Source organism: Pseudarthrobacter sp. 05T312, from assembly GCF_056396685.1.
In genome coordinates this window covers 79,181-91,047 of sequence record NZ_JBFTLY010000022.1, presented here as the reverse complement: position 1 = coordinate 91,047, position 11,867 = coordinate 79,181, and the positions used below count along the sequence as shown (strand labels likewise).

8 protein-coding genes are annotated in these 11,867 nt (G+C 59.6%); 3 read left to right on the top strand and 5 right to left on the bottom strand.

Features of this window, described 5'->3' with window-relative positions; genetic code table 11:
* The first annotated feature begins 214 nt into the window (after positions 1-214).
* The 3 genes from AC1DIP_RS19995 to AC1DIP_RS19985 all read left to right on the top strand — a co-directional run bounded on the left by AC1DIP_RS19995 (position 215) and on the right by AC1DIP_RS19985 (position 3,965).
* Positions 215-880, top strand: a complete 666-nt coding sequence (locus tag AC1DIP_RS19995; RefSeq protein ID WP_477734839.1) for a GntR family transcriptional regulator — start codon at positions 215-217, stop codon at positions 878-880.
* 647 nt (positions 881-1,527) lie between these two features.
* The gene (locus AC1DIP_RS19990; RefSeq protein ID WP_477734838.1) at positions 1,528-3,744 is read left to right on the top strand and encodes a beta-glucosidase; all 2,217 of its coding nucleotides are present in this window, start codon (positions 1,528-1,530) and stop codon (positions 3,742-3,744) included.
* A gap of 32 nt (positions 3,745-3,776) precedes the next feature.
* Positions 3,777-3,965, top strand: a complete 189-nt coding sequence (locus AC1DIP_RS19985) for a hypothetical protein (RefSeq protein WP_477734837.1) — start codon at positions 3,777-3,779, stop codon at positions 3,963-3,965.
* Positions 3,966-5,575: 1,610 nt separating this feature from the next.
* Here the strand turns inward: AC1DIP_RS19985 and AC1DIP_RS19980 are convergent.
* The 5 genes from AC1DIP_RS19980 to AC1DIP_RS19960 all read right to left on the bottom strand — a co-directional run bounded on the left by AC1DIP_RS19980 (position 5,576) and on the right by AC1DIP_RS19960 (position 11,853).
* On the bottom strand, positions 5,576-6,319 hold the full coding sequence (locus AC1DIP_RS19980) for an N-acetylglucosamine kinase (protein WP_477734933.1): 744 nt from the start codon (positions 6,317-6,319) through the stop codon (positions 5,576-5,578).
* 1,229 nt (positions 6,320-7,548) lie between these two features.
* Positions 7,549-8,538, bottom strand: coding sequence for an acetylxylan esterase (locus AC1DIP_RS19975; RefSeq protein WP_477734836.1), 990 nt, complete (start codon positions 8,536-8,538; stop codon positions 7,549-7,551).
* Positions 8,539-8,736: 198 nt separating this feature from the next.
* On the bottom strand, positions 8,737-9,522 hold the full coding sequence (locus AC1DIP_RS19970; protein WP_477734835.1) for a carbohydrate ABC transporter permease: 786 nt from the start codon (positions 9,520-9,522) through the stop codon (positions 8,737-8,739).
* A gap of 88 nt (positions 9,523-9,610) precedes the next feature.
* Positions 9,611-10,447 (bottom strand): carbohydrate ABC transporter permease, encoded by an 837-nt coding sequence (locus AC1DIP_RS19965; protein WP_477734834.1) that lies wholly within the window; start codon positions 10,445-10,447, stop codon positions 9,611-9,613.
* A gap of 131 nt (positions 10,448-10,578) precedes the next feature.
* A complete protein-coding gene (locus tag AC1DIP_RS19960) occupies positions 10,579-11,853 on the bottom strand; it encodes an ABC transporter substrate-binding protein (RefSeq protein ID WP_477734833.1) in 1,275 nt (424 codons plus the stop codon).
* Positions 11,854-11,867 lie beyond the last annotated feature (14 nt).

Here is an 11,867-nt window from a genome sequence, read left to right as displayed (position 1 = left end):
TCAGGTTGAGAAATTCGGTCTGCCTCGACCGTTCAAACATGGGTTGAGGACACTGTCCTCAGTGAGTACAGTAAATAGTGACGCCGATCATAAGTCAACGTCTCCATGCAAAGAACCAGCAAACAAAGATCTATAGAGTGTTTGCAGTTGAACTGCGACAGTCGCCAGGGCCACGCTCGGCCGACGGTCCAACAAGCGCAAGAAAGGACTGGCAATGACGCCCGAACGCATCGCAGAACTTATCGGTCAAGCCATCCGGGAGAAGGTCTTCGCTCCTGGCACGCCCCTGATCCAGGAGGACCTGGCTAAGAGATTCAATGTCAGCCGCAATCCGATTCGCGAGGCGCTGAAGATCCTGGCCGCCGAAGGGGTGGTCTCAATGCCGCCGGGTGGTGCAGGAGCAACGGTGCGCCGCCTCTCAAACCAAGATTTGGACGAGCTTTATCACCTCAGGATCGTCCTCGAACCGGATCTGGCCCCTCACATCATCAACGGCGCCCTTAAGAAGCACATCGATGCCCTGGCGGTACTTGCGAACCGGATGGACGATGCAAAAGAAACGTCATCCTGGATGCGGTTGAACTTTGAGTTCCACGCGATGCTGTTTGAGATCGCCGACCGACCCCACACCGAATCCATCCTTCGCGGGCTTCTCAGTGCGGTCCAGCCATACTCTTTGGAAAACATCGAAAGTCTGGGCGGACGCCCTCAGGCATCAGACGAGCACCACCTCATGGTGCAGGCGATCATGGATGGAGACGCCGGTCGACTCGCCGAGCTATTTGTCGTGCACCTAGAGACGGCCCGGGAGAAGCTGGTGGCCTCGTTCTCAGAAGAAGCAAGCCTCGATCCGCTCTCCTCACTGCGGGGGATCGCATAGCGGCCACGACCTGAACCAACTCCCGCTTACCCCGAGCTTCCCGGGTCGCCGTCGCTCGTTCCAGCGCCTGGACGCTCTAACTCGTCGATCGGCTCATGTACGAGTGGCTCGGCTCCACCTTCGACAGGACCAGCGAATCCAGCGGCATAGTTGAACAACTACGGAAACTGGAAGCACAACTGCTCTAGGAATGAGGGGCAGCGGCACCGCATGGCAAGGAAGCGCGCAGGCATGCGGTCACCCACTCACAGCTGCCTGTCCCGCACGTCCGAGTTATCAATTCATCCAACGCAACAAAACCGCCCGAACTCGTGCGGACCGATGAGACCAACTAATCTCCCAGCCCCAGATCGGCTGCAGTGCATCACCTTTACCTTAGGAAGAACCACATGGACACAACACTTGCCTCTCACCTGGCAGTCAGGCAACGCCTTGAATCTCTTCTCTTGGAACTGACGCTGGAAGAAAAAGTCCAACTTCTGACCGGGCGTGACTTCTGGACGACCTGGCCTATGGAAAAAATCGGCCTGCGGCGGATCTTGGTATCCGATGGTCCAACGGGCGTGCGGGGCGAGGTGTGGGACGAACGTCAGCCGTCGATAAATTTTCCGTCGGCGACGGCGATCAGCTCGACGTGGGATCCTGCCATGGCGGACCGTCTCGGTGCCGCGTCTGCCGTGGAGGCCAGGCGTAAGGGTGTCGACGTCGTCCTCGGACCCACTATCAACCTGCACCGTTCGCCCCTGGGTGGCCGGCACTTCGAAGCCTTCAGCGAAGACCCCGTCCTCACCGCCGACCTCGCAGCGGCCTATGTGGCAGGTGTCCAGCGCAACGGTGTCGGGGCGACCCCGAAACACTACGTCGCCAACGATTCGGAAACCGACCGCTTCACCATTGACGCCATCGTGGACGAGCGTCCCCTGCGTGAGTTGTACCTCATGGCGTTCGAGAAAGCCGTCGTCGAGTCGCGCGCCTGGCTGGTGATGAGTGCCTACAACTCGATCAATGGGACCACGGCAACTGAGAACGATCTCCTCGAAACCCCGCTGAACAGTGAATGGGGTTTCGACGGGGTCGTGATCAGCGACTGGACCGCCGTGCGCAGCGTCGATGCCGCCAAGGCTTCCCAGGACCTCGTCATGCCAGGACCAGACGGTCCCTGGGACGGAGCCCTCGTCTCAGCGGTCCGCGACGGGGAGGTCGCAGAAACCAGCATCGACAGGAAGGTCCTGCGGATCCTGCAGCTCGCCGCCCGGGTCGGCGCCCTTGAAGGCTTCGAGCCCGTCAGCGCCGCGCCCGTGGACCGTGAAGACCTGGTGGCCTTCACCCGGGAAGCCTCCGCGGCTGGCACCGTGATGGTCAAGAATGATGGGGTGCTGCCGCTTGAACTAGCCGCCGTGGGCAAGGTCGCGGTGATCGGACACAACGCGAAGTACGCCCGGACCCAGGGCGGCGGGTCAGCCACTGTGCTCCCGGAAAAGGTCGTCACCCCGCTCGATGGGATCCGCGCCGCGTTCGGTCCGGACAACGTCACCTACAGCACTGGCGCCATCGTCCAGGAAGGCGTCGCCGAACTCCCCCTGACGCAGATGACCAACCCCGCCACGGGAACGCCCGGACTGCGGGTCGCGTTCCTCGACGTCGACGGCAACGAGCTGTTCACGGAAGACCGCCGCTCCACCGCCCTCGTCTGGTTTGGCGGGGACGCCCCCATCCGCGAATCCTCCTCTGTCCGGCTGCACACCACCTACACCCCGGACGAAACAGGCTTCATCCGCCTCGGCGCCGCTACCGTCGGCCGGGCACGCATCCGGATCGACGGAGTGCTGGTCCATGAAGCCAACATCGAGGTGCACGGCACAGACATCGCCGAGTCCTTCCTCGCGCCGCCGTCCTCAACCGTGGAAATCCCCGTCACCGCAGGCGTCGCCTTGGATGTCCTGGTGGAACTGGACACTTCTGAGCGGACAGGCCCCTTGGATAACGCCCTGAGCGTCACCCTGGGCACCGAACCCGCTGACACGGACCCCGAAGAGCTCATCATTGAAGCGGCGAAGGCCGCCCGGGAAGCCGACGTCGCCGTTCTCGTCGTGGGCACGAACTCACGGGTCGAATCCGAAGGCTACGACCGGACCACGCTGGACCTGCCTGGGTACCAGGACAGGCTGGTCCACGCCGTCGCCGCAGCGAACCCGCGCACGATTGTGATCGTCAACGCCGGTTCTCCCGTCATCATGCCCTGGCGGCATGATGCTGCCGCGGTCTTGATCGGCTACTTCGGTGGCCAAGAATTCGGTAACGCGCTGGCCGACATCCTCACCGGCACCACCGAGCCTGGAGGCCGCCTCCCCACCACCTGGCCGGCGACCCAGGGCAGTGTTCCGGTTCTGAACACGACCCCGGATGCCGACGGCAAGCTCCGGTACGACGAGGGTATTCACATCGGATACCGGGCCTGGCTCAAAACCAGCGCCACCCCCGCCTACGAGTTCGGCTACGGCCTCGGCTACACCACCTGGTCTCTCGATAACATGGAAGGACCGGCAACCTCTGTTGCCCCCGGGGACAGCGTGGCCCTGGAAGTCGCCCTGACCAACACCGGCGAACGTCCAGGCAAGCAGGTCATTCAGGTGTACGCCGAAAAGAAGGACACCGCTGTTGACCGGCCCGTTCGATGGCTCGTCGGCTCGGCACCCGTCTGGGCGGGGGCGGGCGAAACGGTTTCAGTAAACCTGCAGGTCCCCACACGCCTGCTCGCTTACTGGAATAACGGGTGGGACTACGAACCTGGCAACTACCAGCTCCGCGCTGGCTTCTCAGTCACGGATCTGCCGGCAGCAACAACCATCGACCTGAAACCATGACAACGGCGCTGAGCCGAGAGACCTCTCCCGGCATGATCGAGGTCAACGTCAACGACAGCTCCGAAGAGGAGCACGCACTGAACGAGGCCATCGAGAGGATCAAGGACGCAGCCACCCGCCATCACACCGGGATCATGGTCACCCGCTTAGCACCCGGCCGGTACATCGTACGGGCGCATCCCGCGGTTCCATTTGGCCTAACACGGCAACAACACCTGTAGAGCTGTGCCGGTACCGTTGACGCCGGCGCCCCAGTCGTCGTGGGCGTCAGATTAGCGTCCAACTCATTTCATTGACAGTGGTTCGATGATGCTCTCTGAGCCCACCCTGACAATCGGAGGGGCAGGAAACAGACCGCGGTCCCGCCGGGGATCAGCCAAACAGCACAAATCGTGGGCTTGATGGTATTCACCGGGGGCAGGGGGCCGGAGATGTCACCTCTTGCGGCCCTACAGCTGGCAGAGAACCAGACCGGAGCTCCGCCGACAGGAAGATCCTCCCTGGCCAGCCGCCCTAACGTCAGCTTGGGGTGTACTTGAAGCAGAACTTGGCCGGATCCAGCAAAAACCCGGCTTGGGATCCTGGAAGCAGGCCAGGCTGGGGCTGAAACCGCCCTCAAGGAACACGCATGATCCTCCAAGCCATACTCGCCGGAGTTGCCGAAGCCCGCAGAAATCGCCGCGCGGGCGCATATCCGACGAGTAGTGGAACCGGTTCCTTGCGTTACATATTCGGTCTACTCCATTTGTTGGGTCTGTATGGGTGCGTGAAGGTCACCGCATCGTGCTCGGTTACGAGAATGCGGCCTATGCCGTCAAGCCATACCCAGATGATGCACGCGTCCTCTGAGACGTCGTCTATGGTCCCACGACAGGGCGGCTCGTCTGGGCGCGAGACAATAACACGGTCACCTGCGTTTAGGAAGACCCAGTCGTCCGTGCTCAGGGTAGGGCCGAGGTCTGGCATAACTCCTCCATCGGATTGTGTTGGTCATCGGCTGGATGGCAAGCCCTGGTCAGGCGCGCCTGAGTCTTAGCTGAGCGCCGGCGTCTACGAGGGGCGACCGGCGCTGGATACGAGGAGAGTCAAGTTGAAGGGCGTGTTCGTCCTGGTTGATCTTGCCTGAGCCGACCGCCCGCACGGCCTAGAAAACCCAGCCGGAGGCTCGACGGCGACGTCCGCATTGGCTAGGTCGGTAAAAAAATTAGTCCCGGCCTTGGATGTCCGCGCGTTGCAGCGACAACAACAACAGATCCCGGGCAAGAATCCTCTGGGCCTCTGCACGGCTTGCGTATCCACTAGCCTTTAGTCTTTCTCGTGACGCCGGACCTGAGGACCCACTATCGTTTCTGCGAGAGAGAGGATCATAAAAGATTACGTCTTCGCGTTGTCTGTCGCCGTCGAAGCAGGAAGAGGGAAGGGGAGGATCAAGCCAGGGGTTTTCGCTGGGTTGAGGGAGGATGCTGGGATACAGCACGCCCAGTATCACCACAGCACTTTCCGGCTGTGGGTGCGTTACCGTCCCTGGATTAAGGAACGGTGTGGATTCGCTACCGCAGGAGAGCTGCAGCCTTTCAGTAGCTGGCATATGGGTTTTGCTCCTCAACGAGGTTGTCTTCTGCTTGATCGTTGCGGTCATCGCTTTCTTCGGGCGATAAGTCCCCTGATCGCCCGGATGGCGGACTAAAATCACGGCTGTCTACAGGCTCGGGGTGATTGGCGTCCGGAGCTGGTTTGCAGGATTGATCATCTTCGCTAACAGCCTTGTAAGCGGTTTAGCTACCCCTGTGTAGGAGCTTGCAGGTTGTGCCCAGAGGGTGCGGGAGGGGAACTACACATTTATGGTTTCTAAAGCTGCTACGTCAAGCAATTGATACAGGGGGTGGTGCGTTGTGAGTTCAGCTAACTTAGCAGCGCCGTCCAAGGCATTCCCCGATGGGGCTACAAGGAGAGCGTTAGGCCAGGCCCTGCCCAGTTTATAGCGAAAAGGCATGCCTATTAGGGGATTGGAAAGGATGCTCCCTGCCCAGCTGATATATGGACGTGAGTCAGGAAGCCAGCCTGTACGTCGAAGACTTACTCCAACCGAGTGCACCATTTCGCTAGCGGCTTGATCGACAATGCGCGCTGCTACCGCATCCCGTTCAGAAAGTTCAATTATCTGCTTTGCATAGGAAGCAACTAACGAAACTCTTTCAATGTCGCACTGAATATCTATGTAAGCTGTTTCTATATTCGAGAAGTCCCGCTTGAACAGCTCGAGAATGGCTGTCTCCTCTCCTCTGCCATCGTAAGCTCTCATCGCGGCGTCGAGACCTTCCCGACCTATCCAGTAGCCGCTCCCGGCATCCCCCAGGATGTGCCCCCAACCATCCACCCTTGCGTAGGCGTTGGCACCAGTTGCCAGAGTTACCACTCCAGTTCCAGCAGCAATTGCAGAGCCTTGTCGCGAGCCGAGGCAACCGAGGTAACCTGACACCGAATCATGCGCCAAATGGACTGAAATTACGCCAACGGCTTGGCAGCTGAGGAGGACAGCTTGCGCATCAGAGTTGCTCGGTGTTAGCCCCGACATCGCTGCGGAGATTCGGATATTCCGCAGATTCAGACCTGACAGGGTCTCGCAGACTACACGTTCTAGTTGCGGCATAAGCGACATGTCGGTGAGGACTGGTGGGAACTGTCGCTCTAACTGCGTTTTGCCATTGCATACTAGCCTGGCGCGAATTGATGATTGACCCGCGTCGATGGCAACAGTCGGGTTTGAACTACCCATGGGTGCTCCGTGGTTCAATAAGTTTTGTGAACCCGATGGTAACTGGTCTGCAGAGTACGAATGGGATTTGCTGGTTTGGAATTGACTTTCGTCTTACCCCGGCAGTAGGAGCAGTCAGGTGTGACGGTAGAAATGAATTATTGAGGATCAAAAGACTTCCTTGGTTCTTTGAGGGACGCCAGCAAGGCTGCGGCCATGGTTCCTCACTATTCTTCGAAGTGATGGAAAACCGGATCAAGCACTATGCACAAACGTGCACGGGTGGGACTGGGGAATGCGGGGTCAAATCGGCGGTAGGGGAAGGAATCACTGTGCGTTCCTGTTGAACTGCCCGGAGGACGCCTAGACCGTCGTTGAAGCGTCGGATTGTGAAGGCCGGACGCTGAACCTGCGACTGCTTGTGGGAGTTGCTTTCACTGACGTCCGGGGTTGAGTGACGTCCGTGATGGTTCGCGGTTGCTGACCGGATGTGCGCACACTGGTCGCAGTGGACGGGGCTGGGATCCGGAAGTTTGGTGAGCTGGGCTCACCCCACCGGGCCGCCGGACGTCACGGCCGAGGAATGTCCATTGCTGTAATCCCGTCGGTCCGTGCGGTTGCTGTCTGCTGCCGGCACAGCCGGGGGGACCGTGAGCGGGCTGCCGGCCAGCTCATGCCATCGTTCACAGGTGACGCCGTAGGGAACCTCGGCGCTCAGAGCTACGACGTATTGTCCTGGTGCGAGACGGGTGACAGCGACGCCCACCTTTTTTGCCCTTGCGGCAGGCTGCAAGGTTCTGACCGCGGTGTTCAAAGCGGAGTCAAGCTCGCTTCTTGTCCTGACGCTAACTTCTAACGTTTCCGGCAGCACCTTGCTTTCTTCTTTCGGCATTGCTGGTCTTCTTTCTCTGGAAGCGTCCCGATGACACCCGGAGCTTCCGTTCGCTGTCCTTTTCCCGCATAACGGCAGCCGGCATGGGCAGGAAGGGGTGGATGCATGCTGAAGCAACAGGGTTCGAGGTAGGAGAACTCTTTGGGACGCATGACTGTCAGGGGGTAGTTGTGCGTGGTGTCGCGACGTGAACGGTGACGTGGTCCAAGGCGTTTTTCAGGTCGACCATGCCTCCACCTTCATGCCCGTTGAAGGGCCAGAGCTGGAGCCGTTTATCGGTGGAGGCATAGTTGTTGAAAGCGGCGTGGACGGTCGATGGTGGGCATGTGGTGTCCATGAGTGCGGCGGAGACGTAGAGCGGCGCCGCAGCGCGGCGCGCGAAAAATACGCAGTCAAAATTTGCCAGTGTTTCCATGGCACCTGTTACCTCGTCGCGCCGAACACGCAGATAGCTGCCGATCTCGCCATACGGTGGCCGGTCAGTTATATTTAGCGCCCGCGGAAAGTCACACAGGAATGGCACTAGGGCGGCAGCGGCGACGAGATCGGGAACCAGGCCGGCGGCCGCCAGGGCTAATCCGCCGCCCTGGCTGATGCCGACGACGCTGATTCTCGTGGGATCCACCTGCGGCAATGTTCGTGCCGCATCGATGGCACGAACCGCGTCAGTGATCAGCCGGCGGTAATAGTAATGCTCCCTATCGAGGATTCCGCGGGTCATGAATCCAGGATGGGAAGGGCCACTGGGTCCTTCGTCCCCCGTGTCACCCACAGACCATCCCGCGCCTTGTCCCCGGGTGTCCATTTGAAAGTGGGCGAACCCGCTGGATGCCCAAAAAAGGGACTCTTCTGGGTAACCCCGACCCCCTCCATATCCGACGTATTCCACGACGGTGGGGAGTGGGCCGTGGGCACCATGTGGAACCCGAAGCCAGGCAGATATCGTCTGGCCGCCGAATCCGGGAAACCGTACGTCGTAGACGTCCATTGTCGTCAGCGGCGTCTCCACGGGCGTTGCTTCCGGCCTGGAATCAAACGTTCGGGCAGCGGAGAGGGTCCGCTGCCAGAATGCATCGAAGTCAGCCGGTTCCTTCCCCGATCCCGTGTAGTCACGCATCAGCTCCAGGGATAGGTCAAATAGCGCCATGGGGTCGTGCTCCTGATCGACGATGAGAATTGAAAGAGAACTTTTGCTGCTGACGGTTCCAGGTGGGAGCTGGTTTTGTCAGCATGCTTCTACGCTCTGCCTCGTACTTTTTCTGGGGTCGTTGACCGTGATGGGGTCACCACTTCGGTCTGGGAAGTCGCGTCTCACTGCTCCTGTGGGACCTGTGACATCCGTTGTTTATCCCTTTAGTCCGGATTGGGCGAGCCCTTCTACGAACTGGCGTTGGGCGATGACAAAAACTATCAGCACAGGCACGGCGGTCATGCTGGCAGCGGCCAGTTGCACGTTCCACATAGGCCCGCTGTAGGCATCAGTGAATCGGGTCAGCGCCTGTGGCAGGGTGAACAGATCGGGGGAGGAGAGATAAACCGTTGGTTCCAGATACAGGTTCCATACGTTCAAGAACGTGAAAATTGCGACAGCTGCCAGAGCAGGCCGTGCCAGCGGCATCGCGATCCGCCACCAGATTCCTGGCCGGCCGAGTCCGTCCAGCCGTGCTGCCTCCTCAAGTTCCGTCGGCAAGGCGATGAAGAATTGCCGCATGATGAATGTGGCAAGGACGCTTGGCGCGCCAAAGGATGTGACCAGTATGAGCGGCCAGTGTGTGTTGACCAGTCCAGCGGCATTGAACATCTGAAACAACGGGACGATGGTGACTTCACTGGGCACAAGCAGACCCGCAAGCACGAGGAGAAAAAGGATATTTTGCCCCCGGAAACGGATCCTTGCGAAGGCATACCCGGCCATTGAGGAAACGAGCATGGTCAGGACCGTGACTACTGCCGCGATGTACAGGCTATTGAAGTACTGTCTGGCGAACGGTTGGAAGGTGAAAGCCTGCAGGTACCCCTGGAGGGAGGGGTCAACCGGTAAGGGTGTGGGCGGGAAGGCAAGGATTTCATTGATTGATTTGAAGGATGAGGTGATCATCCACCAGGTCGGGAAGACGAAGGGAATGGCCATAACTGCCAATAGCAGGTATAGCGCTGCCCTGGTCCATCGCTTTCCGAACCGCAGCCCGGTGCCGATGGAGGGTGCAGCGGTAAGCTCACTAGTTCTCATGGAATACCCACCTTTTGCGCATTTGCCATTGCAGGACAGTGAGCGCCAGGACCACGAGGAAGAGAACGATGGCTAGGGTCGATCCGTATCCAAAGTGGTGGAAATCGAAGGCTTGCTGGAAGAGGTAGTACACGAGGACCGTGGTGGAGAGGCCTGGACCTCCCTGGGTGAGCACTGCGATCTGTGCGAATACCTGAAGGGACCCGACGATGGTGATAATTATCGTCAATAGAAGCGTGGGCGAAATCAGCGGGAGGGTTATCCGGCGAAACACGATGGGGCCTGTTGCCCCATCAACCCGGGCTGCTTCATAGAGTTCCGTCGGTACACCCTGTAGGGCGGACAGGAACAGGACCATATTCAACCCCACATTTTTGAATATCTGCACAACGATCACGGCGGCCATGGCGGTCGGCCCGCTCTGCAGCCAGTTAGGTCCCTGTATGCCTACAGCGTGCAGAATCCCGTTGATCCCCCCGTTGTCCTGGAGCAGGAATCCCCAGACGAGGGTCCACGCGACCAGGGAGACGACGACGGGGGAAAAGAAGAGTGTTCGGAACACCGCTATTCCTCGTCCTTGGCGGTTGAGCATAACCGCCAGGAGCAGGGCCAGAGGGATGTTGATTGCAACAAGACCAACGGAGAATATGACAGTAGCGAGAATTACTTCACCAAACTGCGGGTCCGAGACGAGCTGCTGGTAGTTCGCTGCTCCGACGAATTTGAATGTTCCTGCCAGCACGTTCCATTCGTTGAAGCTGTAGTAAAAAACGAGAGACAGCGGGACGATCACGAAGGTGAGGATCCCCAGAACCTGTGGTGCCACGAAAAGATAGCCGGTGACAGCGTCGCGGCGGCGGTTCAGCCCGGAGGGCCGGCGGGATTGACGGCCGGGGGCCCGGCCCGGGGGAGCCCCCCGGGCCGGCGTTACTTTACTTAGAACAGACACGCGCGTTCCTAACCGGCCAGGAGGGGTTTGATCGCAGTGCATACATTGTTGAGCACGCTCGACACGTCGGCTGAGGGCTGCCACATCGGGTCCAGGGCGGCCTTCACTTTTTGGGAGATTTCAGCCGAGTTGGTGTGGCTGGCTTTGGTTTGACCTTCTGCGATGCCTTTGATGACTGCATTCTGGATCTGCTCTTTGGAGAGGAGCTTATTCGTGGCCGCCAGGGTGTCGGCCGTCAGAAGCGAGGTCCGGGGCGGCGGGAAGAACTGGGCGAGCTGTTTGGCGTTGGACGGGTTGGTGAGGTAGGCGATAAAGTCCTCCGCCTCCTGGACGTGGGAGCCCTTCGCCAGTGCTCCGACGCCGGCTTGCCCGACGACAGAGTAGGGGCCTTTGGTAGCGGTGGGCAGCGGCAGGACGTTCCAGCCGAACTTGGCGTCTTTCAGGAGTGAAGCGCGCGAAATCTGGGTGACGGTGAATGCGGAATCGCCTGCGAAGAAGTCCGGGCTGGTCCCAGGCCCGGGAAATGCGTGCTGTTTGAAGATGCCGTCGTGGATGTACGTGAAGGCAGTATTCATTTCGGGCGAGTTGAAGGTGCAGGATTTCCCGTCACTACTCCAGGGAGCGGCTCCCCAGGCATTCCACACGGAGGCCAGGTTGGACCAGTCAGAGTAGTTGAAGTCACGGATGATGATGCCGTCCTTATCCGTTTTGGACTTCACCACCGAGCCCAGGGCTGCCAGGTCCTGCCAGTTCCATTTTCCTTGTGACTGCAGCTCTGCCGATGTTGGAAGGCCGGCCTGTTTGAGCAGACTGTCGTTGGCGAACATCACCAAGGGGGAGGTCGAAAAGGGGTACGCGTAGAGCTGGTTGTCCTGGGCCCAGAGCTTGGTTGTTTCGCTGTTCAGGTCTGCGTAGTTGTAGTCAGGTGCGGCTTTGAGGGTGTCGGTCAGAGGTGCGAGAGCTCCGGATTTTACGAAATCTGGTGCGTCTTTTTCGAGGACCCACGCCATGTCGGGTGCGTTGCCACCGGCGATCTGGGTCGTCAGCGTTGACGTGTAGTCCGCCACCGGCAGTGAATCAAAGGTGATGTCTTTGATTTCCGGGTGGGATTTTTTGTAGCTGTCGGCAACGGATTTGAACAAGGCGAGCTGTGTCGCGTCCGAAGTCCAGGTAGTCATGCGCAGCGTGACGCTTCCAGGGGCGGCGGAAGTATGAGCGCTGCTTGCTTCGGTCGATCCTCCGCAGCCGGCAAGAGTCAGTGCCGTTGCTGCCAGCAGCGCCACTCCTGTCAGCTTCT